This is a genomic window from Pseudarthrobacter sp. 05T312 (assembly GCF_056396685.1).
Genome location: NZ_JBFTLY010000024.1, coordinates 1 through 25,212 on the forward strand (window position 1 = coordinate 1; position 25,212 = coordinate 25,212).

Consider the following 25,212-nt stretch of genomic DNA (forward strand, 5'->3'; position numbering starts at 1 on the left):
ATGGGCCTACGCCCGGCCCTACACTTCAGAAGCCGAACGCGCCGCCACCTACGACCAGTGGCTCCACCACTACAATCACCACAGAACCCATACCGGCATCGGCGGCACAACCCCCATCAGCCGCGTTCACAACCTCAGTGGGAATTACACCTAGGCTGCGGTCAGTCCGCCCCGGCCACGCCGTCCGCGTATTGCAGCGCGATCCATAGTTCCGCGCGCACCTGGGCCTGGTTAAGGTCCATCTGCAGCAGTTCGCCCAGGACGCCGATTTGGCGGCGCACACTGTTCCGGTGCAGGCCCAACAGTTTGGCGGAGGCGTCCCAGCTGCCGTTCTCGCTGAGCCAGCCGCGGAGGACGGCCAGCAGTGGGTGGCGCCGGTCCGGTTCCAGGGCCAGGACCGGCTGGAGCAGGCGTTCGGCCAGCAATGTTCCGGCCTCACGGCCCAGCAGCCCGGTGACGGACCAGGACACCTCATCGGCCCGGATGCTCTGCCCGCTTCGCTGGACCTGGCCGCGCAGCGAGGTGGCCCGCTGGTACGCGGCGGCCAGGCCGGTGAGCTCGGTCGGTTCGCCGACCACCAGGCGCCACCCCAGCCGCTCCACATCCGCGAGCAGGGTATCGTCCACCCTGAGCCGGGTCACGGCGGCGAACCCGTAGTCGGTAACCTCCACGAGCTTGGTGTCAAGCATCCGCCGCCACTGCAGCAACTCCCGGACCGGGCCGTCGCCCGCAGGCCACTGGGGCGCCTCGACGTTGATGCCCTGCACGACTCGCATCGGCGCGGACCGGGTGGAGGAAAGGCTCTGCGCCAGCAGGTCCTTGAGGCCGTTCAGGTGCCGGGTGCTGCCTGCAGCGAGGCTTTCGGGGTGCAGGAGGACGGCGGTGGCCAGCTGGCTCGGGGCCAGCGACCCGCTGGTGCGCTGCCGCACCAGCAGCTCAAGCAGGCCGACGGCGGACTGGACCACGTTGTTCTGCGCAGGCGTCAGCGGTGCGTCGGAGCCGAGAACCAGGGCGCCGAGGTTGGCGTCCTTGGTACTGCGCAGGGGATGGCCCACCACCAGTGCGGATCCCGGCTGGTCAAAGCCGTCCATCTCAACCCGGGGGCCGCGGCCGGACAGCAGCCGTTCCAGCATGGGTTCCAGCAGGGAAAGGTCGACGGCGGTGCTGCCGCCGGCACTGGTGCCCCGGGCCCGGACCCGGCCGTCCGCACCCACCATGACCGCCCACACAGGGACGCGCTGGACGAGCGCGGCCAGGAGTTCATGCTCGGGCCGGGGGGAGAGGACGGCGCGCATGAGTTGCCGGTTGGTCTCTGCCAGCTGCCGGAACACCCGGGCATTATCGGTTTCCAGGAGTTGTGAGAACTGGAGGCCGATCGCGGCAAAGGGAAGGGATTCCGGCACCTCGAACAACGTGAGGTTGTGCCGCCGGCAGGCCTCCACCACCACGTCGGGAACAGCATCGAAATAGGGCCGGATCCCGAATCCCAGCGCCGCCACTTTGGCCTGGACCAGCCGCTGGACATACGCATCCACCCGTGCCGGCGTGCCGCCCCCGGCAAGGAAGGGAAGCCCGGCAGTGAGCAGGAACTCACCCTCCGGAAGATAGGGGGTGGGGTCCTCCAGCTCGCTGGGTTCAACCCAGCGCAGGAGACGGCCGCCGCTGCCGCCGTCGTGAAGGAGCCTCAGTAGCGGCGGCAGCTGGTCAAGGAACTGCTGGAGCGTGACAAAACTCAGCGGTCCGGACTCGCCTGGCTCAACCGTCATGGTTGCGTCCGGCGGCCGGGGTGCCGGATTGGGGGATTCGCTGCCATTGTGCATAAAGTCTCACGGTGGATCACTATAAGTCATTTTGCACCATGTTGAGAGTTGGCTCACATGCCAGTGTTGGTGAGGGGAAACCGACAACTACTCTGAAGGGACGTCAACGGTGACTGTGCCTGTGACCACCGAAAAGCCCATGGCGCCAAGCGCAGGACGGCCGGGCCTCCGGGCCCAGCTGCTGCGGCGTAAACCAATAGGACAAATGGTCAGCGAAGCCGATAGCGGCGAAGGCGGCCCAAAGCTGCTCCGCAGCTTCGGCGTCCTCCACCTGGCCATGATCAGCGTGGGGGCCACCCTGGGCACCGGTATCCTGGTGATCCTCGGCGAATCGGTGCCCCTTGCCGGGCCCGCAATCTGGATCTCCTTTGTCATTGCCGGCCTCGCCGCCCTCCTCTCCGCGGTGTCCTACGCCGAGATGGCGGGCCTGGTCCCGGTGGCGGGCTCAAGCTACTCCTACTCCTACGCCACCCTGGGCGAGGGCATGGCGTGGATCTGCGGTTGGTGCCTCGTCCTGGAATACGCCGTGTCCGTAGCCGCTGTGGCGGTAGGCGCCGGCCAGTATGTCAACGAGACGCTGGCGGCGTTCGGGCAGGTGCTGCCGGACGCAGTGGCCCAGCCGCCCGGCGACGGGGGACTGGTCAACCTTCCGGCGGTGGCCATCGTGGTGCTGGCCATGGTCCTGCTGGTCCGCGGAGCCCGGGAGAGCGCCCGGATCAACACGGCAATCGTCATCGTCAAAGTGGGCATCCTGCTGTTCTTCTGCGCCGTTGCCTTCACCGCGTTCAACGCAGGCAACTTCCAGCCGCTCCTGCCCATGGGCGCGGCCGGTGTCTCCGCCGCGGCCTCGAGGGTGTTCTTCTCCTACATCGGCTTCGATGCCGCCTCGACTGCCGGCGAGGAAGCCCGGAACCCCAAGCGCGACCTTCCCCGAGCCATCCTGCTGTCCATGGTGATCGTCACCGGCATCTACGTCCTGGTGGCGGTTGCTGCCATCGGCGCACGCCCCTGGGGCTGGTTCGACGGCACCGAGGCCGCCCTGGTCCAGATCCTGGAGGAGACCACCCACCAGCCGTGGATTGCCTTGGTCTTCTCCGTCGGCGCTGTCCTCGCGATCGCCAGCATCGTGCTCACGGTCCTGTACGGGCAGACCCGGATCCTGCTGTCCATGTCGCGGGACGGACTGGTCCCCAAGGTCTTCGGCCGGGTCTCCCGGCGCACCGGCACCCCGGCCGCCGGAACGCTCATGGTGGGTACCGCCGTCGCGCTCACCGCGGGCCTGGTGCCCCTCGGCGCCCTGGCCGACGCCACCAGCATCGGGACCCTGTTCGCGTTCGCGCTGGTGAATGTCGCCGTTGTTTACCTGCGCCGCAACCGCCCGGACCTGAAGCGGAGCTTCCGGGTGCCGCTGTACCCCATTACTCCCGTCCTGGGCACGCTCATGTGCGCCTACCTGATGGCGAACCTGGGAGCCGATACCTGGGTTGTCTTCGGAGCCTGGATGCTCGTGGGCATCGCCATCTACTTCGGCTATGGACGCCGGAACTCCAAGGTAGCGGCGCTCAGTGAGCTCGACTACCGTGAACTGACCGCCAAGGCCCCGAGCCAGGAACCTGTGAAAGCAGAACAACCATGACCATCGCCACCGAACTGCCTGCCTTCGACCCCTCCAGCACCTCCACGCCGCCGGCGGACGCGGCCGGGCGGGGCGCCGGTGAACAGGCAGCTCCCATCACCATGCTGAACCCCGATTTCCCGTTCAGCTACGACCACTACCTGGCCCACCCGGAGGGACTCGGCGCCGTCCCGCCGGAGCTTTACGGCACGGAGGTGGCTGTGATCGGCGCCGGGCTTTCCGGCCTGGTGACCGCCTATGAACTCATGAAACTCGGGCTGCGGCCGGTGGTCTACGAAGCGGACCAGATCGGTGGGCGGCTGCGCACGGCTGCCTTTCCTGCGGCGCCCGGCGTGGTGGCCGACCTGGGCGGAATGCGGTTCCCGGTCTCCGGCAAGGCGTTCTACCACTACGTGGACCTGCTCGGGCTGGAGACCCAGGACTTCCCCAACCCCCTCGCCGAGGCAACGTCCAGCACCGTGATCGAGCTGGCCGGCAAGAAGCACTATGCCGAAAAGCCAAGCGACCTGCCGCCGTTCTTCCGTGAAGTGGCCGAGGCCTGGAAGGCGGCAGTCAACGACGGCGCCAAGTTCGTGCAGATGCAGGACGCCATCAAGGCGCGGGACATGCCCAGGATCAAGGAACTCTGGAACGAACTGCTCCCGCTCATGGATGAACAGACCTTCTACGGTTTCATCGCCGCCAGCGAGTCCTTTAAGAAGGCGGGATTCGCCCACCGTGAAGCCTTCGGCCAGGTGGGGTTCGGCACCGGCGGCTGGGACACGGACTTCCCCAACTCCATCCTGGAAATCCTGCGCGTGGTCTACACCGACGCAGACGACCAGCACCGGCTCATCCGCGGGGGAGCGCAGCGTCTGCCCGAGGCACTCTGGCAGCACGCGCCGTCGGACCTGGCGCACTGGCCGGCCGGCACCTCCCTGGCCTCGCTGCACTCCGGCTCGCCCCGAGGCGCTGTGGGGAAGATCAGCCGGGACTCTGACGGCAACCTGCGGGTCCGGGAGCGTTGGGGCCGCGAGGCCAGCTACCCGGCAGTAGTGACCACCTGCCAGTCGTGGCTGCTGTCCACCCGCATCCACACCGAGGAGGCCCTGTTCCCGGCCGAACTGTGGACCGCCATGGAGAAATCGCATTACATGCAGTCCTCCAAGACCTTTGTGATGGTGGACCGGCCCTTCTGGAAGGACATCGACCCGGAAACGGGCAATGAGGTCCTGTCCATGACGCTGACGGACAGGCTGAACCGCGCCACCTACCTGCTGGACAACGGCCCGGACCAGCCGGCGGTCATCCTCCTGTCCTACACCTGGAACGACGACGCCCTGAAGTGGCTGGCCCTGGACGCCGACGAGCGCGTGGAACTGATGCTGCACTCGCTTGAGCAGATCTACCCCGGCGTGGACATCGCCGGGCACATCGTGGGCCAGCCCATCACTGTGTCCTGGGAGGCGGACCCGAACTTCATGGGCGCCTTCAAGGCCAACCTGCCCGGACACTACCGCTACCAGCAGCGGCTGTTCACGCACTTCAAGCAGGACAGGCTGCCGGAGCCCCAGCGCGGCATCTTCCTGGCCGGCGACGACGTCTCCTTCACCGCCGGCTGGGCGGAAGGCGCCGTGACCACCGGGCTTAACGCGGTGTGGGGCGTGGTGAAGCACCTGGGCGGGTCGTCGGCGCCGGGCAATCCCGGTCCGGGCGACCTGCTGGAGGAGTTCGGGCCGATCAGCCTGGACTAGCCTTCAGACGCGTGGAGCTCGCGGTGTTTCGCCGCGAGCTCCACGTAGCGCGCCGCATTGGCGCGGACGCCGTCGAACTCTTCCTCCGTAAGTTCGCGGCGCACTTTGGCTGGCACTCCCGCCACCAGCGAGCGGGGCGGAACAACCGTTCCTTCCAGCACCACTGCCCCGGCGGCCACCAGCGAGCCCGCGCCGATCACGGCGCCGTTGAGGACGGTCGCGCCCATGCCAATCAGGCAGTCATCCTCCACCGTGCAGCCGTGCACGACGGCGGCGTGCCCCACACTGACCCGCTGGCCCACCGTGCAGGGGAAGCCGGGGTCGGCGTGCAGCACCACGTTGTCCTGCAGGTTGCTGCCGGCGCCCACGGTGATGGCGGCGGTGTCGGCCCGGACGGAGACACCATAGAACGCGCTGGCGTCCGGGCCCAGGGTGGCCTTGCCGATGATCGAGGCCGACGGGGCCACGAACGCTGATTCATGGACAGCCGGGGAATTGCCGGCGAAAGGGTAAAGAGGAGCCATGGCTTCACCATAAGCCACCCCTCCACCCAACGGCCTAGTTGAAGACCACCGTGCGGTTGCCGTCCAGCAGCACCCGGTGCTCGGCGTGCCACTGCACGGCCTGCACCAGCGTGCGGCCTTCCACGTCGCGGCCCATCTGCACGAACTGTTCGGGCGTGCGGGCGTGGTCCACGCGGATGACTTCCTGTTCGATGATGGGACCCTCGTCCAGGGCGGCGGTCACATAGTGCGCGGTGGCGCCGATGAGCTTCACGCCGCGTGCGTGCGCCTGGTGGTACGGCTTGGCGCCCTTGAAGGACGGCAGGAACGAATGGTGGATGTTGATGGCCTTGCCGGTCAGGTCGGTGCAGAGCTCGTCGGAGAGGATCTGCATGTAGCGGGCCAGGACCGTCAGCTGGATGTCGTGCTCGGCGATGAGGGCGCGGAGCTTGTCCTCCGCCTGGACCTTGGTGTCCCTGGTCACGGGGATGTAGTGGAAGGGGATGCCGTAGAACTCGGCGAGGCCTGCCAGATCCTGGTGGTTGGACACGATGGCGGGGATTTCGATGGGCAGGGTACCGGAGCGCTGCTGGAAGAGCAGGTCATTGAGGCAGTGGGCAGAGGTGCTGGCCATCACCAGCGTGCGCACTTTGTCACCGACGGTATCGAGGTTCCACTGCATGGAGAATGCTTCCGCCACCGGTTCCAGCGCGGCGCGCAGCTCGGACTTAGGGGCCGCCGTGGTCACTTCCACGCGCATGAAGAAGTTGCCGGTGGAAGGGCTGCCGTACTGCTGCGAGTCCATGATGTTGCACCCTGCCACAAGCAGGGCTCCGGCCACGGCGTGGACGATTCCGGGGCGGTCCGGGCAGGACAGGGTGACGACGTACGCTTGGTTCAGCTGCTCATGATTCACGCGTAACAGCCTACCCGCGCCGCGGGTGCCGGTTTTGGTAGGCTGGGAGGGTCGCAACTGGCGTTGGGTGGCTAACCACCAGGGAGCGGCAATCACGAAGACCACGGATCGTACGCCTGGGCCGAGGGTCATGTTTTGCCGGAATTGGGGCTGCCCCTGCGTCAGTGCAGCAGCACCATGCCGGGCTTTCACGCCTGTCATCAACGCGGTGCGGAAGCGCGCCAGCCGGTAGCCTGACCTATAGCAGTGCCCGTATCCCTAGCCAGGAGTTCTTCGTGACTACTACAGCCACCTCAACCACAGCCGTCAGCAACCAGCCGCTGGCTGAGCTTGACCCCGAAATCGCAGCAGTCCTTGAGCAGGAGCTTGGCCGCCAGCGCGGCACCCTGGAAATGATTGCTTCCGAGAACTTCGCGCCCCGCGCCGTGATGGAAGCCCAGGGCTCGGTCCTCACGAACAAGTACGCCGAGGGCTACCCGGGCCGCCGCTACTACGGCGGCTGCGAATACGTCGACGTGGCGGAACAGCTGGCCATCGACAGGGTAAAGGCCCTGTTCGGCGCCGAGTTCGCCAACGTTCAGCCGCACTCCGGCGCGCAGGCCAACGCCGCCGCGCTCTCCGCCATGATCACCCCCGGCGACAAGATCCTGGGCCTGTCCCTTGCCCACGGCGGCCACCTGACCCACGGCATGAAGCTGAACTTCTCCGGCAAGCTGTACAACGTGGCTGCCTACCAGGTGGAGGAAGACAACTTCCGCATCGATATGGACAAGCTCCGCGAACAGGCCATCGCCGAGAAGCCCCAGGTCATCATCGCCGGCTGGTCCGCCTACCCCCGCCACCTGGACTTCGCCGCCTTCCGCTCCATCGCCGATGAAGTGGGCGCGCTCCTCTGGACCGACATGGCACACTTCGCCGGCCTGGTGGCAGCCGGCCTGCACCCCAGCCCCGTCCCGCACTCCGACGTCGTCACCTCCACCGTGCACAAGACCCTTGCCGGTCCCCGCTCGGGCGTGATCCTTGCCAAGGACCAGTGGGCCAAGAAGCTGAACTCCAGCGTCTTCCCGGGCCAGCAGGGCGGCCCGCTGATGCACGTCATCGCTGCCAAGGCCGTGGCCTTCAAGATCGCCGGCACCCAGGAATTCAAGGAGCGCCAGGAGCGCGTACTGGAGGGCGCCCGGATCATCGCCGACCGCCTGAACCAAGCCGACGTCGCCGAAGCCGGCGTCTCCGTCCTCACCGGCGGCACCGACGTGCACCTGGTCCTGGTTGACCTTCGCAACTCGCAGCTGGACGGCCAGCAGGCCGAGGACCTCCTGCACTCCGTGGGCATCACCGTCAACCGCAACGCCGTGCCGTTTGACCCCCGCCCGCCGATGGTCACCTCCGGCCTGCGCATCGGCACCCCGGCCCTGGCCACCCGCGGCTTCGGCGCCAACGAGTTCACCGAGGTGGCAGAGATTATCGCCACCGCCCTCAAGGCAGGCACCAGCGCCGACGTCGAAGCCCTCCAGGCCCGCGTGGACAAGCTGGCTGCCGACTTCCCGCTGTACCCGCAGCACGAGCAGTGGTAACCCATGACTGAAACCACAACCGCACAGATCCTTGACGGCAAGGCCACCGCCGCCGCCATCAAGGCCGAGCTGACCGAACGCGTGGCCGCACTCAAGGCCAAGGGCGTCACCCCCGGCATCGCCACTGTGCTGGTGGGCGCCGACCCCGCCTCGCAGCTGTATGTCTCCATGAAGCACAAGCAGTCCGTGCAGATCGGGATGAACTCCATCCAGCGCGAGCTTCCGGCCGACGCCACCCAGGAACAGGTGGAGGCCCTCATTGACGAACTCAATGCGGACCCCGCCTGCCACGGGTACATCGTGCAGTTGCCGCTGCCCAAGCACTTGGACACGGACGCCATCCTGGAGCGGATCGACCCCGCCAAGGACGCGGACGGGCTGCACCCCACCAACCTGGGCCGGCTCGTGCTGAACGTCAACAACAAGATCACCACGCCGCTTCCGTGCACGCCCCGCGGCGTCATCGAGCTGCTCGAGCGCAACGGATACAGCCTGGCCGGCAAGCACGTGGTGGTGGTGGGCCGAGGCGTCACCATCGGCCGCTCGATCGGCCTGCTGCTCACGCGGCGGGACGTCAACGCCACCGTGACCCTGACCCACACCGGCACCACCAACCTGTCCGAACTGCTGAAGCAGGCGGACGTCATTGTCGGCGCGGCGGGCGTGAAGCACATCGTCAAGGCCGCGGACGTGAAGCCGGGCGCTGCACTGCTGGATGTCGGCGTCACGCGCGAGACCGATCCGGAGACCGGCAAGAGCCGCGTCTACGGGGACATCGATCCCGCCGCTGCCGAAGTGGCCGGCTGGATCTCACCGAACCCCGGTGGAGTGGGCCCCATGACGGTGGCGCTGCTGATGACCAACGTGGTGGAGGCTGCGGAACGCGCAGCAGGCGTCGGGGAGTAGTCCCGGCCCAAAGCGCTCGACGGCGGCACGGTACCTTTCGCACGGAAGGTGCCCTGCCGCCGTCGGCCGTTTAAGCGCAGCAGGGGTAGGCCAGGCGGGTCCGTGCACCTACTCCCGGAGGAGTACAAGCGGTACGCCGCCCATCTGACGACTTTCGCAGCGCGCGGGAATAGGCTCGGACCATGCAGCGCCGTTTCAGGGGACCGCCCACCGCCGTCATCGTGGTGGTGGTCGCCGTGATCCAGGTGGCGGGCTCGGCGTTCGCTTCCCTGCGGCAGCCCGGCCACGCGCCACTGGACCCTTTGGCACTGGCGTTGCTGCTGCTCGGCCCGGCCGCGCTGGCTTTCCGCCGGCGCGCGCCGCTGGTGATGCTGCCCGTTGCCGCCGCTGCCACCGCAGCCTACCTTGCCCTGGGCTACGCATGGGGTCCGGTGGTCCTGTCCTTCGCGCTGGCACTGATCCTGACGGCGGCGGCGGGAAAACGCTCCGTGGCGTGGTCGGGGGCGGCGGCGGGAATCCTGGCGTTGTTTCTCGCCGCCGTGCGCAGCGGCGATGAAGGGGCGTTCGTCCGCGCCTTCGCCGGGTCCTCCTGGCTGGCCATCCTGGTCCTGATTGGGGAAGGGGTGCGGTTCCGCGGCGAACGGGTGGCTGAGCGGCGCCGCCAGGCGGCCGCGGCAGAGCAGGCTGCCCGCGACGAATACCGGCTTGCCCTGGCGCGGGACATCCACGACGTGGTGGCCCATTCGCTGTCCCTGATCAACGTCCGGGCCTCGGTGGCGCTGCACCTGGGCGAGAAGGATCCGGCGCAGTTCCGCCCTGCCCTGGAGACCATCAAAGCAGCGAGCAAGGAATCACTGGCTGAAGTCCGCCAGCTGCTGGGCGTGCTCCGGGAAGATGCGCCGTTGAGCCCCACCAGCCGGCCCAGCCTGGGCCGGGTCCCGGAAATCGTTGACAATGCGCGGCGGGCCGGGCTCGATGTGCGGTTCCAGGCCGGCGCGGGCACTGACCACGTAGCCGCTGCAGCCCAGGAAGCGGCGTACCGGATTGTGCAGGAGGCCCTGACCAATGTGGTCCGGCATTCCGGGGCGCGGACGGCGCACGTGTCCATCCAAGTGGGGAAAGGGGAGCTGCTGGTGGCCATTGACGACGACGGCGCCGGGGCCGGCACAGCGCCCGAAGGTAACGGCATCACCGGCATGCGGGAGCGGGTGGCGGCTTTGGGCGGCAGGTTGGAGCTGGGACCGGCGCAGTCCGGGACGGGCTGGCGGGTCCGCGCGGTCCTCCCGCTGCCCGCCCGTGGAGGGCAGGAACCAGGATGATCAGCATCCTGCTGGCGGATGACCAGAACCTGATCCGCGCGGGATTCCGGGCGCTGCTGGACGCCGAAGCCGACATGAAGGTCGTGGCCGAATGCGGAACCGGGCGCGACGCGGTCCGGCTGGCCCGGCAGTGGCACCCCGACGTGGTCCTGATGGATATCCGCATGCCGGACGGTGACGGCCTGGAGGCGACGCGGCAGATCCTCTCCGACCCTGCGCTGCCAGCCACCCGGGTGGTCATGCTGACCACCTTCGAGCTGGACGAATACATCGCCGAGGCCGTGCGGGCCGGGGCCGCCGGTTTCCTGGTCAAGGACACTGAACCGGCCGAGCTCCTGCGCGCAGTCCGTATTGTCCACGACGGAGACGCGCTGTTGTCGCCCTCGGTAACACGTCGGATCATGGCCCAGCTGGCGCGGCACTCCCGCGCCGCCGAACCGCCGGTGGCACTGGACCGCATCACCGACCGGGAACGGGAAGTCCTCCAGCTTGTGGGGGAGGGGTTGAACAATGCTGAAATTGCCGGGCGGCTGTTCATTACCCCGCTGACGGCAAAGACCCATGTCTCGCGGATCATGGCGAAGCTGATGGTCAGGGACCGGGCACAACTGGTGGTACTGGCCTACGAATCGGGCCTGGTCCGGCCGGGCTGGGCAGGCTGAAGCCTTTACCGGGTGCAGCCGCCGGCCTCCCGGGGGAGTACGCGGCCCCGGACAGGTGACTCCCGCCGCCGGACGCGGCGGCGGGGCGCTGCAACCAGAGTGGATAACAGGCCGGATCCCCGGCCGGTTAAGAGTCTGGAGAATCGAAATGTTGCCTTCACTGACCACCGCACTGTCCGCAGCGGGCCTGTCCACCGCAGCCCTGTCCACCGCAGCCCTGTCCACGGCTGCGCCGGTGCCGGCCGACACGGTCGTCTACGGTCCCTGGCACGGTGCCTTTTCCCCCTGGTTCCTGTTGTTCCCGCTTTTCTGGATCCTCGTCATCGCGCTGTTCATCTTCGTGGCCCGCAGGACGTGGCGCCGCAACCACCAATGGGCGGCAGCCCAGGGGGCCGAAGGAGTGCTGCGTGAGCGCTATGCCCGGGGCGAGGTTGACGAGACCGAGTACCGGCAGCGGCTGGAGGTCCTGCGCAGCGGAGACCGACGGCAGAAATGACCGGGCCAGCCCGATGCTGACCGCGGAGCCGCCAGCCGGGGCTGGTTGCCGGGCTGTTCGCCGGGGGTGGAAGGCGGCCGAAGCACCGGCCGGCATTTGAGACAATGGGTGCATGCGAACTTTGGGCAGCTCCTCGTCATCCGCCAAACCCGCCAGGGCCGGTTTTTCGATGTTCCGGATCAGTGGGCCGGGCCTGATGGTCCTGGTGACGGCGTTCATTGTGGCCGTCATCTTCGCCGCCAACCAGAACGACGTCGTGGGCTGGGTTGTTGCCGTCATCGCCGCCTTCTGGCTGGCCCTGGCAGCGTTCGTGGTCTTCAGCATCCAACGGGCCGCCAAGAAGGCCGGTGCCAAGCTCTCCGAGGCACAAAGCGCCTTCCACACCGCAACCGGCCGCGCCCCGGCGCAGGCCTCGGCGGATCACGGCGGGACCCGGGTGGTCTACGAACGCACCGAGGCCGACGAGGTACGCGACCTGAAACTGGACCACTCCTTCAAGATCGTCCAGGTGCAGATCCGCGTGGTGGAAGAGGAGCGTGCCAAGGGCGCCGCCGCCAGCCAGGACACCATCAACCGGGCCCTCGAGACCATCGAGATCACAGCCACCAACGCCCGGGACATGATCAAGTCCTCCGGCGGCAGCGGAGAGCCGGTGACCGGAACCATCATCGACTAGAGTGGAACGGGTGAGCTCGGCATTGAACAAGGACCACCTTCGCATCGCATCAGTCAACGTCAACGGCCTCCGGGCTGCCTACAAGAACGGCATGGCGGCCTGGCTGGAGCCGCGCGAAGTGGACATCCTCTGCCTGCAGGAGGTGCGCGCCCCCGACGCGATCGTCCGGGAATTGCTCGGGGACGGCTGGCACATCCTGCACGCCGAAGCGGAAGCAAAAGGCCGCGCCGGCGTCGCCATCGCCTCCCGCCAGGAGCCGCTCGAAACCCGGAACGGCATTGGCGATGACTACTTCGCCACCGCCGGGCGCTGGGTCGAAGCCGATTTCCGCGTCCCTGACGCCGCCGGGAACCCGGTCCAGCTCACCGTTGCCAGCGCCTACGTCCACTCCGGCGAGGTGGGGACGCCCAAGCAGGACGACAAGTACCGCTTCCTGGACGTCATGAGCACCCGGCTTCCGGAGCTGACCAAGCACAGCGACCACGCCCTGGTGGTAGGGGACCTGAACATCGCCCACACGCCCCGGGACATTCGGAACTCCAAGGGCAACCTCAAGAAGGCCGGCCACCTGCCGGAGGAACGCGCCTACTTCGACCGTTTCTTTGGCGAGGAAATCGGTTGGCATGACGTCCACCGGAACCTTGCCGGCGACGTCGACGGGCCGTACACGTGGTGGTCCTGGCGCGGCAAAGCGTTCGACAACGACACCGGGTGGCGCATCGACTACCACATGGCCACTCCCGAACTGGCGGCATCCGCCATTTCGGCCGTGGTGGACCGTGCAGCCTCCTGGGACACCCGCTTCTCCGACCACGCCCCGCTGGTAGTTGACTACCAGCTCTGAGCCCGAAAGTTTTTCCATGACCACCCAGACTGCCCCCACCGCCAAGAAACGCATCCTTAGCGGCGCCAAGCCCACCGCCGATTCCCTGCACCTCGGCAACTACATCGGCGCCGTGCGCAACTGGGTGGACATGCAGGCGGAATACGACGCCGTGTTCTTCATCCCGGACCTGCATGCCATCACGGTGGATTTCGACCCCGCTGAACTGGCCAAGCGCACCCGCATTGTGGCGGCGCAGTACATCGCCGCCGGCATCGACCCGGACAAGAGCATCTTCTTTGTCCAGTCCCATGTCCCGGAACACGCGCAGCTCGCCTGGGCGCTGAACTGCATCACCGGCTTCGGTGAGGCGTCCCGGATGACGCAGTTCAAGGACAAGACCCAGAAGTCCGGCGCTGACGCCGCAACGCTGGGCCTTTTCGCCTACCCCACGCTGATGGCCGCGGATATCCTCCTGTACCAGAGCGACCTGGTGCCCGTGGGCGAGGACCAGCGGCAGCACCTGGAGCTGACCCGGAACCTCGCGCAGCGTTTCAACACCCGGTTTGGCCACACGTTCACGGTTCCCGATGCGACGATCGTGAAGGAAAGCGCCAAGATCTACGACCTCCAGAACCCCAGCGCCAAGATGTCCAAGACGGGGGAGTCCCCCAACGGGGCCATCCAGCTGCTGGAGGATCCCAAGATCGCCGCAAAGCGCATCAAGTCGGCAGTGACCGACGCCGGCACGGACATCCGCTTCGACGCCGAGGAGAAGCCCGGGGTTTCCAACCTGCTCACCATCTACTCTTCCCTCACCGGAAAGTCGGTGGCGGAACTCGAAGCCGAGTACCAGGGGAAGATGTACGGGCACCTCAAGGTAGACCTCGCAGAGGTGGTGGTGGACTTCATCACCCCGCTCCGCAACCGGACCAACGAGCTCATGGCCGATCCCGCCGAGCTTGACCGGCTGCTGGCCCTCGGCGCAGAACGCGCCCGGGAGATCGCCTCGGCCACATTGGGCCAGGTGTACCAGCGCATGGGTTTCCTGCCGTCCCTCAGCCTCGCAGGGGTCCGCTAGCGCCATGTCTTCGAGAAACGTCACCGCCAGGGGAGGTGCCTGCTCTGCCGGCCAGGCGGAGCGGACCCTGGCCGACCGCTTCGAAGACGAGTCCGGCCGCGCTGCGGCTGCCGACCATGAGCCGGCCCGAAGCGAGGAAATCAGCGTGGGCGTCATCCTGGGCTTTCCAGCCGAGATAGCCGAGGAACTGCAGCGCTGGCGGGCCTCCTTCGGCGATCCCCTGGCCGACGTGGTGCCCGCGCACATCACGCTGGTGACCACCACCCCCACCCAGGACTGGGACGCTACCCGCCGGCATGTCCGCGAGGTGGCCCGCTGCCAGAGTCCCTTCATGGTCACCATTGCCGGGACGGGAACCTTCCGGCCCGTCTCACCCGTGGTCTTCATCAACGTCGAAGACGGGTTTGATCATTGCGTGGACCTGCACCGCAAGCTGCAGCAGGGTCCGCTCCACCGCGAACTGCCCTTCGCCTACCATCCCCACGTCACCATCGCCCACGATGTTGCCCCGGAAAGCCTGGATGAGGCCGAAACGGTGCTGAAGAACTACAGGGCCACCTTCCCCGTGGTTAGCATGGGACTCTATGAGCATGATGCCGACGGCATCTGGCAGCTACGGGAAGAGCTGGACTTTGGGACCGAAACTGACAACCACGCAGGCACCCGCTTCACGGACGCCGCCGAGGACGCCCCAACCGACGCAGGGTAACCAGCAGCCGCTGCCCACCGAACACGCCAAGCTGAAGCTGGAAGTCATCCAGAAGCGGATGGAGTGGAACCGGGCCCGCAGGTCCGGCGGGAAGTTCGGGGCCCTGATGGCTCTGGTGCAGTGGCTCACCGCCCGGCTGAACGTCCTGCGGCCATTGCGCGCGTTCAGGCATTACACCCTCCACTACGGCCCGCTGATGAGCGCCGGCATCGGCTTTAACATGTTCTTTTCCATCACCGGCCTCCTGGCCACCGGGTTCTCCATTGCCGGCCTGGTGCTGCGCGGCCAGCCCGCGCTGCTGGACACGATCATCAGCAGCGTGGCAGCCAGCGCCCCCGGCCTTTTGAAGGTCAACGGCGGGGAGGGCCTGGTGGATCCCAAGGACCTGCTCGATCCCAGCGGACTGGGCTGGACTGCGCTGATCAGTGCCGTGGTCACCATCGTCACGTCCCTCGGCTGGATCAACGGGCTCCGGGACGGCCTCCGCGGCGTCCTGCAGCTGCCGCCGCTGACGGTCAACCCCATCCTGATGAAGCTGCGCGACTCCGGCACCCTGCTGCTGCTGGGCACGGCCCTGGTCATCAGTGCCGGCGCCTCCCTGGTCTTCGGCACCGCTGCCGGATGGGTCGCGGACTTCCTGCACCTCAGTGATGCCGTCGCCGGCCCCCTCACCACGTCCGTGAAGATCGTCGTGCCGCTGGTCCTGAACTGGGTCACGGCACTGATCATGTTCCGGCTGGCGGCAGGGTTGAAGCTGTCCCGCCAGGCCCTGCTCGAAGGCACCATCCTGGCGGCCGTGGGCACCACCGTCCTGCAGATTTTCAGCACCGAGCTGCTTGGCGGCGCCAGCCGGAATCCCATCCTGGCGCCGTTTGCCATCATTATCGGCCTGCTCATCTGGTTCAACCTGGTCAGCCAGGTCTACCTTGTCTCGGCAGGGTGGTCCGCCGTCCGCGAGGCCGACCTGGAGTCCGGGGCAGCGCCGCGGAAGGCGATTCTCGGGGCCCGGCGGGCGACGCCCCAGACCTGATCCTCTGCAGCCCCCCAGCGGCGGGAGGCGCCGGGGTCAGGCAGTGGCTGCATCCAGGTACTGGTCGGCCCAGGCTGCGATGATCCTCGCCGCACGGGCAGCCTGGCCCTTGCCGGTCAGGAGGTGGTCGCTTCCCTCCAGGGAGACGAAATTCCGCGGGTGCCGGGCGGTCTGGAAGATGGTGCTCGCATTTTCGATCCCCACGGTGTTGTCGGTGGGGGAGTGCAGGACCATCAGCGGCTTATGCAGCTGCCTGATGCAGTCCGTCAGGTCAGCATTCTCCAGGTCCTCCACGAAGTGCCGGCGGATCTCCACCCGCTTGCCGCCCAGGTCCACCTCGGCGCTGCCCTCACTCAGGATCCTGTCGAGCGCGGCATCGAACACGTGGGCCACGTGCTTGGGCGAGAAGGGCGCCCCCACCGTGGCCACGGCATCGAGTTCCGGAATCTCCCGTGCAGCGGCAAGGACAGCCGCGCCGCCGAACGAATGGCCCACCAGCAGTGAGATTTCCTTGCCCTCACCGCGCATGAACTCCGCCGCCTTCACCGTGTCAGCCACCTTGTGGCTGAACGAACCCGCAGACCATTCCCCGGCGGAGCCACCCAGGCCCAGGTTGTCGAAGCGCAGCATGCCGATTCCGCTGTCCGCCAGCGCCTTGCACATCCTGGCAGCGGAGGGGCTGTCCTTGCCCAGCGTAAAGCCGTGCGAAAAGACACCCCAGCCCTTGACGGGACCTTCGGGGAGATCAATGATGCCGGACAGCATTTCGCCGGTGGAACCGGCGAATGTGACCTTCTCTGTGCGGGACACGGTGTCCCCTTCCTTTTCGTGCGTGACGTGTGTCCGGTGGTTGAGCGTGTCGAAGCCAGGATTTCGACAGGCTCAACCACCGGGGGAAATACGACGACGGCGCCGGCCCCCTTGTGTGGGGACGGCGCCGTCGTCTTGTTGTTCCTAAGTCAGATCTTGCGGGCCAGGATGGCCTGCTTGACCTCCGCGATGGCCTGCGTGACCTGGATGCCGCGGGGGCATGCCTCCGAACAGTTGAAGGTGGTGCGGCAGCGCCACACGCCTTCCTTGTCATTGAGGATTTCCAGGCGCATGTCGCCGGCGTCATCACGGGAGTCGAAGATGAAGCGGTGTGCGTTCACGATCGCGGCGGGGCCGAAGTACTGGCCGTCCGTCCAGAAGACCGGGCAGGAGGACGTGCACGCGGCGCAAAGGATGCACTTGGTGGTGTCATCAAAGCGCTCACGGTCCTCGGCGGACTGCAGGCGCTCCCGGGTGGGCTCGTGGCCCTTGTTGATGAGGAAGGGCATGACCTCGCGGTACGACTGGAAGAAAGGCTCCATGTCCACGATCAGGTCCTTCTCCACCGGGAGGCCCTTGATGGGTTCCACGGTGATGGGCTTGGACGTATCCAGGTCCTTCAGGAGGGTCTTGCAGGCAAGGCGGTTGCGGCCGTTGATGCGCATGGCATCCGAGCCGCACACGCCGTGTGCGCAGGAGCGGCGGAAGGACAGCGTGCCGTCCGTTTCCCACTTGACCTTGTGCAGGGCGTCAAGGACACGGTCCGTGCCGTACATGGTCAGGTGGAAGTCGTCCCAGGTTGCTTCCTCGGAAACCTCCGGGTTGTAGCGGCGGACGCGCAGGTGGACGTCGAACGAGGGGATTTCCCCGGCCCCGCCAACGCCGGCAGGAAGTTCAACCTTTGAGGCTGGCTCAGCGATTTCAGCGGTCATCTTAGTACTTCCTCACCATCGGCTCGTAGCGGGTAAAGACAACCGGCTTGGTGGCCAGGCGGATACCGGCGATTGATTCCGCCGATCCGTCAGCCGGCGCATGGTCATCCTTGTACGCCATGGAGTGCTTCATGAATTTCTCGTCGTCACGCTCGGGGAAGTCCTCGCGGAAGTGTCCGCCGCGGGATTCCTCGCGGTGCAGGGCGGCCACGGTCATCACCTTGGCCAGTTCCAGCAGGAAGCCGAGTTCAACGGCCTCGAGCAGGTCCAGGTTGAAGCGCTTGCCCTTGTCCTGGACGTTGATGCGCTTGTAGCGCTCCTCGAAGGATGCAATGTCGCGCAGCACCTGGTTCAGGGTATCCGCGGTCCGGAACACCTGCATGTTGGCGTCCATGGTGTCCTGCAGTTCCTTGCGGATCTGGGCCACCTTTTCGTCGCCGGTGCCGTTGCGGGCAATGTCCAGCAGTTCGGTGGTGTAGCCGAGCGGGTTCTCCGGCAGTTCCACGAATTCGGCGGTCTTGGCGTACTCGGCGGCGAAGATGCCCGCGCGCTTGCCGAAGACGTTGATGTCCAGCAGCGAGTTGGTGCCCAGGCGGTTGGAGCCGTGGACGGACACGCAGGCCACTTCGCCGGCGGCGTAGAGGCCCGGGATCACGGTGTCGTTGTCCTGCAGGACCTCGGCGCTGATGTTGGTGGGAATGCCACCCATGGCGTAGTGCGCGGTGGGGAACACCGGCACGGGCTCCGTGTACGGTTCCACACCCAGGTAGGTGCGGGCGAACTCGGTGATGTCCGGGAGCTTGGCGTCGATATGGGCCGGCTCCAGGTGGGTCAGGTCCAGGAGGACGTAGTCCTTGTTCGGGCCGCAGCCGCGGCCCTCGCGGACCTCGTTGGCCATGGAGCGGGCCACGATGTCACGCGGCGCCAGGTCCTTGATGGTGGGGGCGTAACGCTCCATGAAGCGTTCACCCTCGGAGTTGCGAAGGATTGCGCCTTCACCGCGGGCGGCTTCGGAGAGCAGGATGCCCAGGCCGGCAAGGCCTGTCGGGTGGAACTGGAAGAACTCCATGTCTTCCAGGGGGATGCCGCGGCGGAACGCGATGCCCATGCCGTCGCCGGTCAGGGTGTGGGCGTTGGACGTGGTCTTGAAGACCTTGCCGGCGCCACCGGAGGCGAACACTACGGACTTGGCCTGGAAAACGTGCAGTTCACCGGAAGCGAGGTCGTAGGAGACGACGCCGGCCACGCGCTTCTGCTTGTAAGGGGTGCCGTCTTCGCGGACAGCGTCCTCTTCAACCGTCAGCAGGTCCAGCACGTAGTACTCGTTGTAGAACTCAACGTTGTGCTTGACGCAGTTCTGGTACAGGGTCTGCAGGATCATGTGGCCGGTGCGGTCGGCGGCGTAGCATGCGCGGCGGACCGGGGCCTTGCCGTGGTCGCGGGTGTGGCCGCCGAAGCGGCGCTGGTCGATGCGGCCTTCGGGCGTGCGGTTGAACGGCAGGCCCATCTTTTCCAGGTCCAGCACGGCGTCGATGGCTTCCTTGGCCATGACCTCGGCGGCGTCCTGGTCAACCAGGTAGTCGCCGCCCTTGACGGTGTCGAACGTGTGCCATTCCCAGTTGTCTTCCTCGACATTGGCAAGGGCTGCACACATGCCACCCTGTGCCGCACCCGTGTGCGAGCGGGTGGGGTAGAGCTTGGTCAGTACTGCTGTGCGCGCGCGCTGACCGGATTCGATCGCGGCGCGCATGCCAGCGCCACCGGCACCGACGATGACGACGTCGTACTTATGGACCTGCATACCAGACGCTCTTTCTCTCAAAATTCGCTATGAAACAACGGGGCGGCTTTGCCTGCTCCGCAAAACAGGGCCCGCGGATAAGCCCGCGGGCCCGGGGATGTGCCAGTGCTAGGCAGGGCAGAAACCACCCGGAAGGGCGACGCCGTTGACCACGGGGCACGGGTTGAAGGTGAAGATCACCAGGGTGCCCAGGAGGATGATGACCACTGCGGCTGCGTAAAGAACGGTCTTCAGCCAACGCCGGGTGGAGGTCTTCTCGGCGTAGTCGTTGATGATGGTCCGGACGCCGTTGCTGCCGTGCAGCATGGCCAGCCAGAGCATGGCGAGGTCCCAGAACTGCCAGAACGGATCCGCCCATTTGCCGGCCACGAAGCCGAAGTCGATGGCGTGGATGCCCTCGCCGACCATGAGGTTCACGAACAGGTGGCCGAAGATCAGCACCACCAGCACCACGCCGGAGAGGCGCATGAACAGCCAGGCGATCATCTCGAAGTTGCCCTTGGAACCACCGCTGCGGCGGTACTGGGGAGCGACGCGCCCGCTGCGGGGGCTCTCGATCGTTGCAGTCATGGCTTAGTGACCTCCGAGGGCGAGGGACAGGTGGCGGATGGAGAAGGCGACCATGGTCACGACCCAGAGGGCCAGGACTGCCCACAGCATCTGCCGCTGGTACTTGGCGCCCTTCTTCCAGAAGTCGACCGCGATGATCCGCAGGCCATTGAAGGCGTGGAAAACGATGGCAGCCACAAGGCCGGTCTCACCCAGCGCCATCAGCGGATTCTTGTAGGCGCCGATCACGGCGGTGTAGGCCTCCGGTGACACACGCACCAAGGAGGTGTCCAGGACGTGGACCAACAAGAAGAAAAAGATCACTACACCGGTAATACGGTGTCCTACCCAGGACCACATGCCTTCACGGCCGCGGTACAAGGTGCCAGCTGGTTTTGTCGGCACTGATAAACCTCCCTGCAACACAGCGGCGCTGGCATGAGATCCATGCGGGGGGAACGCCTGCTGCGAGAGCACTCGTAGCTCAGGCCTAAATCTAGGCTTCGCTAACAGCTTATTCAATTTAGGCGTTTGTTGGTGCCCAGTGCTGGAGCGGATTTTCCGGGGAAATGAGACAAACACCACATCCGTGCGGGCCCAAAGGCCGGGGCGGAGGCCAAAACGCGGGCCCATGCGCCGCCACAGGAGCCGCCCGCGGCCCTTCAGCTAAAGTAGCCGTGATGAGTACAGACAAAGTGACAAGCCCGGCTTCACCCCTTGACCGCTTCATTGCGGTGATTCCGGCAGGCGGAGTGGGGACCCGCCTCTGGCCTCTGTCACGAGCAGCAGCTCCCAAGTTCCTTCACGATCTCACGGGATCGGGCAGCACGTTGCTGCGCGCCACCTACGACCGGCTGCACCCCCTCGCGGGCGACCGGATGCTGGTGGTGACAGGGCAGGCCCACCGCGCAGCAGTGTGCCGCCAGCTCCCTGAGGTCCGCGACTCGGACCTGGTCCTTGAGTCGGAGCCAAAAGACTCGGGCGCGGCGATCGGCCTCGCGGCGGCAATCCTGCACGAACGCGATCCCGATACCATCATGGGGTCCTTCGCCGCCGACCAGGTGATCAGCCCGGACGACCTCTTCCAGGAGGCGGTGCGGGAAGCGATCCACACTGCTGCCGCGGGCAAGATCGTGACCATCGGCATCAAGCCCACCCACCCCTCCACCGGCTTCGGCTACATCCGTTCCGGCAAGGCCCTGCACATCGACGGCGCACCCAGCGCACACGACGTTGTGGAGTTCGTCGAAAAGCCGGACGAGGTCGTGGCCCAGCAGTACGTGGACAGCGGCGACTATGTCTGGAATGCCGGCATGTTCGTGGCCCCCGTGTCGCTGATGCTCAAGCACCTCGAAGCCAACCAGCCCGAACTCTTCCAGGGCCTGCAGGAAATCGCGCGGGCCTGGGATACGCCCCAGCGCGACGAGGTCACGGCCCGGATCTGGCCCACCCTGCCCAAGATCGCCATCGACTACGCCGTGGCAGAGCCCGCCGCCGAAGCCGGGGACGTCGCCGTCGTGCCCGGCACCTTCCGCTGGGACGACGTTGGCGACTTCGCCTCGGTTGGCCGCCTCAACAGCGCCAAGGAAGTGGATGACGTCACTGTCCTTGGCGAAGGCGCCCGCGTGTTCACCGAGAACTCAAGCGGCGTTGTTGTCACCGACACCAAGCGCGTCATCGCGCTGATCGGTATCCAGGATGTTGTCATCGTGGATACGCCGGACGCCCTCCTGGTGACCACCATGGCCAATTCCCAGCGCGTGAAGGCCGCCGTGGATGCGCTCAAGGCGAGCGGGGACACGGACGTTCTCTGACCGGAAATCCTGCCGGCGCCACGGTGCCGGCAGGACCGGAATGTAATGCGTCGTCAGGGAATGGGCGCTAAACCCGCCACCCTCGCTAGAGTGAAACAGTGCGCAATTACACTACTGAAGCCGAGCCCACCGCCCTGGTGGCCCCCTGGCTCGAACCGCTCCTGCCGGACCTGATCGAATTCCGCCGGGACCTGCATGCGCACCCGGAACTGTCCTTCAAGGAATTCCGCACCACCGACAAGCTCGCCGAGCGGCTCGAAGCTGCAGGATTGAGCCCCCGCCGCCTCGAGGGCACCGGCCTGACGGTGGATGTGGGCGAGGGGCCCATCGCCACGGCACTGCGCGGCGACATCGATGCCCTGCCCATCATCGAGGAGACGGGCCTGCCATTCGCTTCGAAGAACCACGGTGTCACCCACGCCTGCGGCCACGATGTGCACACCACCACCATGCTGGGCATCGCCCTGGTACTGCACCGGATGCACCAGGAAACGCCCCTCGGCGCCACCGTCCGCATCATCTTCCAGCCCGCCGAGGAAACCATGCCCGGCGGAGCGCATGCCTGCATCGAGCAGGGTGTCCTGGACGGCGTCCCCCGGATCCTCGCGCTGCACTGCGACCCCCGCATCGAAGTGGGAAAAGTAGGCACCCGGATCGGGGCCATCACCTCCGCGTCTGACACCATCCGGATCGAGCTCTCCGGGCGCGGCGGCCATACGTCCCGGCCGCACCTCACCGAGGACCTCGTGTTCGCGCTGGCGCAGATCGCCATCAATGTCCCTGCCGTCCTGTCCCGGCGGGTGGATGTCCGGAGCGGCGTTTCGGTGGTGTGGGGCCAGATCACGGCGGGCTCGGCCCCCAACGCCATCCCCGGCACCGGCTACATGGCCGGCACCATGCGCTGCCTGGACCGGGACGCGTGGCACGCCGCAGGTGAACTGCTGGACGAAGTGGTGCACCAGGTGGCCGCACCCTACGGCGTTGACGTCCACCTTGAACACACCAGGGGAGTGCCGCCGGTGGTCAACTCCGAACACGAGACAGCCATCATCGAAGCGGCCGCCCGCGCTGAAATCGGCGAGAGCGCCGTGGTCCTGACGCCCCAGTCCATGGGCGGCGAGGACTTCGCCTGGTTCCTCGCTGAACTTCCCGGCGCCATGATGCGCCTGGGCACCAAAACGCCCGGCGGCGAGGATTACGACCTGCACCGCGGTGACTACATCCTGGATGAGCGCGCCCTGGGCCTCGGCATCAGGGTGCTCACTGCCGCCGCCCTGCGCACCATCCGCGACCTGGAGCCGGCACCCCTGTCCTAGCCGTGGCGCGGTCCGGGGCGCGCCAGGGGGTGCCCGCCCGCCGTCGGGAAAGTACGACGGCGGAACATGCCCTGGGTGCCGGCGCCCTAGATAAGTTGTGCACAATTGAATTGTGCGTTACCGTTATGGCATGACCGAAGCACCCCGCCTGGACCGGCAAGTATGTTTTGCGCTGTACTCGGCGTCCCGGGCAGCCACCGCCGTTTACCGGCCGGTGCTGGACGAGCTGGGCCTCACCTATCCGCAGTACCTGGTCATGCTGGTGTTGTGGGAGAGCGAGCCCCGGGGTGTCAAGGAACTCGGTGGGGAACTCGGCCTTGATTCAGGCACGCTCTCGCCCCTCCTCAAGCGCCTGGAGGCGCTCGGGCTGGTGGAACGCCGGCGCTCCGGCGAGGACGAGCGCCGCGTCGCGATCCACCTCACGCCGGCCGGACGGAAGCTCAGTGAACCGGCCCGGGCCATCCCGCAGCGGTTGGCCGACGCCGCAGGGCTCTCCCTGGACGAATTGGAACAGCTGCGCTCCACCCTGGGCAAGCTCACGTCCGCATTGCACGAATCCCTTTGACCGCTGAACCAGGCACCATTCCATCTACAGGACGGACTCTTTTCGTGAAGACTCTCTATACCGCCGAGGCGCTGGCTTCAGGCGAAGGCCGTGACGGCACCGCACGCAGCAACGACGGACGGCTGGCTGTGGACCTGGCCAGCCCCGCCGAACTCGGCGGCAGCGGACAGGGCACCAACCCCGAACAGCTCTTCGCCGCCGGCTATGCCGCCTGCTTCCATTCCGCGCTGCGGCTGGTTGGCCGCAAGGCAGGCGCAGACCTGACGGACTCGGCCGTCGCGGCGAAAATCCACCTTGGGCAACTGGACGGCGGAGCGGGCTTCGGGCTGGCCGCCGAACTGGAAATCGCCCTCCCCGCCCTGGACCTTGCCACCGCCGAAGACCTGGTGGCCAAGGCGCACCAGGTCTGCCCCTATTCGAACGCCACCCGCGGCAACATCAATGTCGACCTCAAGATCCTGGAGTACGCAGCATGAGCACAGCCCTGGCAACCACCACCCGCGAAATCCGCCTCGCCTCCCGCCCCGTGGGACGCCCCACCGATGACAACTTCGAGCTGGCCGAGTCAGCCCTGCCCGCCCTCGAAGACGGCCAGATCCTGGTGCGCAACCTGTTCATGTCCGTGGACCCCTACATGCGGGGCCGCATGAACGACGTCAAGTCCTATTCCGCACCCTTCGCCGTGGGCAAAGCGCTCGACGGCGGCGCCGTGGGTGAGGTGGTCGCGTCCCGTTCGTCGGCACACCAGGAAGGCGACGTCGTCGTCCATGCCCTGGGCTGGCGCGAGTACGCCGTGGTGGACGGCAGCGCCGCCACCGCTGCCCGCACGGACCTGGCGCCGGCTTCGGCCTTCCTCGGCGCCCTGGGCATGACCGGTCTGACGGCGTACGCCGGCCTGCTGAAGGTTGCAGAATTCAAGGCGGGGGACGCGGTGTTCGTCTCGGGTGCCGCCGGAGCGGTGGGTTCCCTGGTGGGCCAGATCGCCAAGGCCATGGGCGCCTCACGGGTCATCGGCTCCGCCGGCTCGCCCGCCAAGGTGGCCCGCCTCCTGGAGCTCGGCTTCGACGCCGCCTTCGACTACCATGACGGTCCGGTCGTGGAGCAGCTGGCGAAGGCCGCAGGCCCGGCCGGCATCGACGTCTACTTCGACAACGTTGGCGGTGAACACCTGGAGGCTGCCCTGGCGGTCCTCAACGTTGGCGGCCGGGTGGCGATGTGCGGCGCAATCGCGCAGTACAACTCCACCGAGCCCACTCCCGCACCGCACAACCTGATGCAGGCCATTGGCAAGCAGCTGAGCCTGCGCGGCTTCCTGGTGGGCGGCCAGCGGCAGCACGCGGCGGAGTTCGCGGAGAAGATGGCAGGCTGGCTTGCGGACGGAACCGTGCGTTACGACGAGACGATCGTGGACGGGCTGGAGAACGCGCCGAAGGCATTCATGGACCTCCTGGACGGGGCAAACACCGGCAAGATGCTGGTCCGGCTGTAGCCGCAGCAGGAACATACCAAGCAGTAGGGGCACCGCTTTCGCGGTGCCCCTA

26 protein-coding genes and 1 riboswitch are annotated in these 25,212 nt (G+C 66.9%); of the genes, 18 read left to right on the forward strand and 8 right to left on the reverse strand.

Annotated elements, in window-relative coordinates:
- Positions 1–154 (forward strand): integrase core domain-containing protein (locus tag AC1DIP_RS20960; protein ID WP_477734994.1); only part of this gene is annotated, 154 nt, incomplete at its 5' end.
- Between the two features lie 7 nt (positions 155–161).
- On the opposite strand, the gene AC1DIP_RS20965 is transcribed toward AC1DIP_RS20960, so the two are convergent.
- Positions 162–1,766, reverse strand: coding sequence for a PucR family transcriptional regulator ligand-binding domain-containing protein (locus AC1DIP_RS20965; RefSeq protein ID WP_476209921.1), 1,605 nt, complete (start codon positions 1,764–1,766; stop codon positions 162–164).
- Between the two features lie 193 nt (positions 1,767–1,959).
- On the opposite strand from AC1DIP_RS20965, the gene AC1DIP_RS20970 reads away from it, so the two are divergent.
- Complete coding sequence (locus tag AC1DIP_RS20970; protein ID WP_477734995.1) at positions 1,960–3,456, forward strand: amino acid permease; 1,497 nt, start codon at positions 1,960–1,962, stop codon at positions 3,454–3,456.
- Entirely contained in the window at positions 3,453–5,189 is a 1,737-nt protein-coding gene (locus tag AC1DIP_RS20975; RefSeq protein WP_476209923.1) for an FAD-dependent oxidoreductase, read from the forward strand. Before AC1DIP_RS20970 ends, AC1DIP_RS20975 begins: the two co-directional genes overlap by 4 nt.
- On the opposite strand, the gene AC1DIP_RS20980 is transcribed toward AC1DIP_RS20975, so the two are convergent.
- Together AC1DIP_RS20980 and purU are read right to left on the reverse strand one after the other, a co-directional pair.
- Entirely contained in the window at positions 5,186–5,713 is a 528-nt protein-coding gene (locus tag AC1DIP_RS20980) for a DapH/DapD/GlmU-related protein (protein WP_476209925.1), read from the reverse strand. The two genes, AC1DIP_RS20975 and AC1DIP_RS20980, sit on opposite strands and share 4 nt — an antisense overlap.
- Positions 5,714–5,747: 34 nt before the next feature.
- Positions 5,748–6,608 carry a formyltetrahydrofolate deformylase gene (gene purU / locus AC1DIP_RS20985; protein ID WP_141181009.1) on the reverse strand — a complete coding sequence of 287 codons (861 nt, stop codon included), beginning with the start codon at positions 6,606–6,608 and terminating at the stop codon, positions 5,748–5,750.
- Positions 6,609–6,651: 43 nt separating this feature from the next.
- Positions 6,652–6,737: riboswitch (ZMP/ZTP riboswitch) on the forward strand.
- A 146-nt stretch (positions 6,738–6,883) separates the two neighbouring features.
- Between purU and glyA the strand changes: the two genes are divergently transcribed.
- The 10 genes from glyA to AC1DIP_RS21035 all read left to right on the forward strand — a co-directional run bounded on the left by glyA (position 6,884) and on the right by AC1DIP_RS21035 (position 15,884).
- Positions 6,884–8,182, forward strand: a complete 1,299-nt coding sequence (gene glyA / locus AC1DIP_RS20990) for a serine hydroxymethyltransferase (protein WP_476209927.1) — start codon at positions 6,884–6,886, stop codon at positions 8,180–8,182.
- A 3-nt stretch (positions 8,183–8,185) separates the two neighbouring features.
- Positions 8,186–9,088, forward strand: coding sequence for a bifunctional methylenetetrahydrofolate dehydrogenase/methenyltetrahydrofolate cyclohydrolase (locus AC1DIP_RS20995; RefSeq protein ID WP_159632580.1), 903 nt, complete (start codon positions 8,186–8,188; stop codon positions 9,086–9,088).
- Positions 9,089–9,270: 182 nt separating this feature from the next.
- The gene (locus tag AC1DIP_RS21000; protein WP_476209929.1) at positions 9,271–10,407 is read left to right on the forward strand and encodes a histidine kinase; all 1,137 of its coding nucleotides are present in this window, start codon (positions 9,271–9,273) and stop codon (positions 10,405–10,407) included.
- Positions 10,404–11,069 (forward strand): response regulator, encoded by a 666-nt coding sequence (locus AC1DIP_RS21005; RefSeq protein ID WP_476209930.1) that lies wholly within the window; start codon positions 10,404–10,406, stop codon positions 11,067–11,069. Before AC1DIP_RS21000 ends, AC1DIP_RS21005 begins: the two co-directional genes overlap by 4 nt.
- Positions 11,070–11,217: 148 nt before the next feature.
- Positions 11,218–11,565, forward strand: coding sequence for an SHOCT domain-containing protein (locus AC1DIP_RS21010; RefSeq protein ID WP_477734973.1), 348 nt, complete (start codon positions 11,218–11,220; stop codon positions 11,563–11,565).
- Positions 11,566–11,677: 112 nt separating this feature from the next.
- Positions 11,678–12,241, forward strand: a complete 564-nt coding sequence (locus AC1DIP_RS21015; protein ID WP_476209933.1) for a hypothetical protein — start codon at positions 11,678–11,680, stop codon at positions 12,239–12,241.
- A gap of 10 nt (positions 12,242–12,251) precedes the next feature.
- Positions 12,252–13,085: an exodeoxyribonuclease III gene (locus AC1DIP_RS21020; protein ID WP_476209935.1), complete on the forward strand. Its 834-nt coding sequence runs from the start codon at positions 12,252–12,254 to the stop codon at positions 13,083–13,085.
- Positions 13,086–13,101: 16 nt separating this feature from the next.
- The gene (gene trpS / locus AC1DIP_RS21025; RefSeq protein ID WP_476209937.1) at positions 13,102–14,145 is read left to right on the forward strand and encodes a tryptophan--tRNA ligase; all 1,044 of its coding nucleotides are present in this window, start codon (positions 13,102–13,104) and stop codon (positions 14,143–14,145) included.
- Positions 14,146–14,149: 4 nt separating this feature from the next.
- Complete coding sequence (locus AC1DIP_RS21030) at positions 14,150–14,854, forward strand: 2'-5' RNA ligase family protein (RefSeq protein ID WP_476209938.1); 705 nt, start codon at positions 14,150–14,152, stop codon at positions 14,852–14,854.
- Positions 14,855–14,912: 58 nt separating this feature from the next.
- Entirely contained in the window at positions 14,913–15,884 is a 972-nt protein-coding gene (locus AC1DIP_RS21035; RefSeq protein ID WP_476211853.1) for a YhjD/YihY/BrkB family envelope integrity protein, read from the forward strand.
- 36 nt (positions 15,885–15,920) lie between these two features.
- Here the strand turns inward: AC1DIP_RS21035 and AC1DIP_RS21040 are convergent, their stop codons facing one another.
- From AC1DIP_RS21040 to sdhC, 5 genes are all read right to left on the reverse strand, one after another.
- Entirely contained in the window at positions 15,921–16,694 is a 774-nt protein-coding gene (locus AC1DIP_RS21040) for an alpha/beta fold hydrolase (protein ID WP_476209939.1), read from the reverse strand.
- 149 nt (positions 16,695–16,843) lie between these two features.
- Positions 16,844–17,626 carry a succinate dehydrogenase iron-sulfur subunit gene (locus AC1DIP_RS21045; RefSeq protein ID WP_141161215.1) on the reverse strand — a complete coding sequence of 261 codons (783 nt, stop codon included), beginning with the start codon at positions 17,624–17,626 and terminating at the stop codon, positions 16,844–16,846.
- 1 nt (position 17,627) lies between these two features.
- A complete protein-coding gene (gene sdhA / locus AC1DIP_RS21050) occupies positions 17,628–19,427 on the reverse strand; it encodes a succinate dehydrogenase flavoprotein subunit (RefSeq protein WP_477734974.1) in 1,800 nt (599 codons plus the stop codon).
- A 108-nt stretch (positions 19,428–19,535) separates the two neighbouring features.
- On the reverse strand, positions 19,536–19,997 hold the full coding sequence (locus AC1DIP_RS21055; RefSeq protein WP_141181015.1) for a succinate dehydrogenase hydrophobic membrane anchor subunit: 462 nt from the start codon (positions 19,995–19,997) through the stop codon (positions 19,536–19,538).
- Between the two features lie 3 nt (positions 19,998–20,000).
- Positions 20,001–20,381, reverse strand: coding sequence for a succinate dehydrogenase, cytochrome b556 subunit (gene sdhC / locus AC1DIP_RS21060; RefSeq protein ID WP_081620212.1), 381 nt, complete (start codon positions 20,379–20,381; stop codon positions 20,001–20,003).
- A gap of 275 nt (positions 20,382–20,656) precedes the next feature.
- Between sdhC and AC1DIP_RS21065 the strand changes: the two genes are divergently transcribed.
- The 5 genes from AC1DIP_RS21065 (at position 20,657) to AC1DIP_RS21085 (ending at position 25,160) form a co-directional block, all read left to right on the forward strand.
- Positions 20,657–21,790 carry a mannose-1-phosphate guanylyltransferase gene (locus AC1DIP_RS21065; protein WP_477734975.1) on the forward strand — a complete coding sequence of 378 codons (1,134 nt, stop codon included), beginning with the start codon at positions 20,657–20,659 and terminating at the stop codon, positions 21,788–21,790.
- A 98-nt stretch (positions 21,791–21,888) separates the two neighbouring features.
- A complete protein-coding gene (locus AC1DIP_RS21070; protein WP_476209946.1) occupies positions 21,889–23,106 on the forward strand; it encodes an amidohydrolase in 1,218 nt (405 codons plus the stop codon).
- A gap of 130 nt (positions 23,107–23,236) precedes the next feature.
- Positions 23,237–23,671 carry a MarR family winged helix-turn-helix transcriptional regulator gene (locus tag AC1DIP_RS21075; protein ID WP_477734976.1) on the forward strand — a complete coding sequence of 145 codons (435 nt, stop codon included), beginning with the start codon at positions 23,237–23,239 and terminating at the stop codon, positions 23,669–23,671.
- Between the two features lie 44 nt (positions 23,672–23,715).
- On the forward strand, positions 23,716–24,147 hold the full coding sequence (locus tag AC1DIP_RS21080; protein WP_387559671.1) for an organic hydroperoxide resistance protein: 432 nt from the start codon (positions 23,716–23,718) through the stop codon (positions 24,145–24,147).
- Positions 24,144–25,160 carry an NADP-dependent oxidoreductase gene (locus AC1DIP_RS21085; RefSeq protein ID WP_477734977.1) on the forward strand — a complete coding sequence of 339 codons (1,017 nt, stop codon included), beginning with the start codon at positions 24,144–24,146 and terminating at the stop codon, positions 25,158–25,160. The genes AC1DIP_RS21080 and AC1DIP_RS21085 overlap by 4 nt, the downstream gene beginning before the upstream one ends.
- Positions 25,161–25,212 lie beyond the last annotated feature (52 nt).

Coding starts and splice junctions, on each gene's coding strand:
- AC1DIP_RS20965 (WP_476209921.1), bottom strand. CDS start 1,766: ATGACGGTTGAGCCAGGCGAGTCCGGACCGCTGAGTTTTGTCACGCTC.
- AC1DIP_RS20970 (WP_477734995.1), top strand. CDS start 1,960: ATGGCGCCAAGCGCAGGACGGCCGGGCCTCCGGGCCCAGCTGCTGCGG.
- AC1DIP_RS20975 (WP_476209923.1), top strand. CDS start 3,453: ATGACCATCGCCACCGAACTGCCTGCCTTCGACCCCTCCAGCACCTCC.
- AC1DIP_RS20980 (WP_476209925.1), bottom strand. CDS start 5,713: ATGGCTCCTCTTTACCCTTTCGCCGGCAATTCCCCGGCTGTCCATGAA.
- AC1DIP_RS20995 (WP_159632580.1), top strand. CDS start 8,186: ATGACTGAAACCACAACCGCACAGATCCTTGACGGCAAGGCCACCGCC.
- AC1DIP_RS21000 (WP_476209929.1), top strand. CDS start 9,271: ATGCAGCGCCGTTTCAGGGGACCGCCCACCGCCGTCATCGTGGTGGTG.
- AC1DIP_RS21005 (WP_476209930.1), top strand. CDS start 10,404: ATGATCAGCATCCTGCTGGCGGATGACCAGAACCTGATCCGCGCGGGA.
- AC1DIP_RS21010 (WP_477734973.1), top strand. CDS start 11,218: ATGTTGCCTTCACTGACCACCGCACTGTCCGCAGCGGGCCTGTCCACC.
- AC1DIP_RS21015 (WP_476209933.1), top strand. CDS start 11,678: ATGCGAACTTTGGGCAGCTCCTCGTCATCCGCCAAACCCGCCAGGGCC.
- trpS (WP_476209937.1), top strand. CDS start 13,102: ATGACCACCCAGACTGCCCCCACCGCCAAGAAACGCATCCTTAGCGGC.
- AC1DIP_RS21030 (WP_476209938.1), top strand. CDS start 14,150: ATGTCTTCGAGAAACGTCACCGCCAGGGGAGGTGCCTGCTCTGCCGGC.
- AC1DIP_RS21035 (WP_476211853.1), top strand. CDS start 14,913: ATGGAGTGGAACCGGGCCCGCAGGTCCGGCGGGAAGTTCGGGGCCCTG.
- AC1DIP_RS21045 (WP_141161215.1), bottom strand. CDS start 17,626: ATGACCGCTGAAATCGCTGAGCCAGCCTCAAAGGTTGAACTTCCTGCC.
- sdhA (WP_477734974.1), bottom strand. CDS start 19,427: ATGCAGGTCCATAAGTACGACGTCGTCATCGTCGGTGCCGGTGGCGCT.
- AC1DIP_RS21055 (WP_141181015.1), bottom strand. CDS start 19,997: ATGACTGCAACGATCGAGAGCCCCCGCAGCGGGCGCGTCGCTCCCCAG.
- AC1DIP_RS21065 (WP_477734975.1), top strand. CDS start 20,657: ATGAGTACAGACAAAGTGACAAGCCCGGCTTCACCCCTTGACCGCTTC.
- AC1DIP_RS21075 (WP_477734976.1), top strand. CDS start 23,237: ATGACCGAAGCACCCCGCCTGGACCGGCAAGTATGTTTTGCGCTGTAC.
- AC1DIP_RS21085 (WP_477734977.1), top strand. CDS start 24,144: ATGAGCACAGCCCTGGCAACCACCACCCGCGAAATCCGCCTCGCCTCC.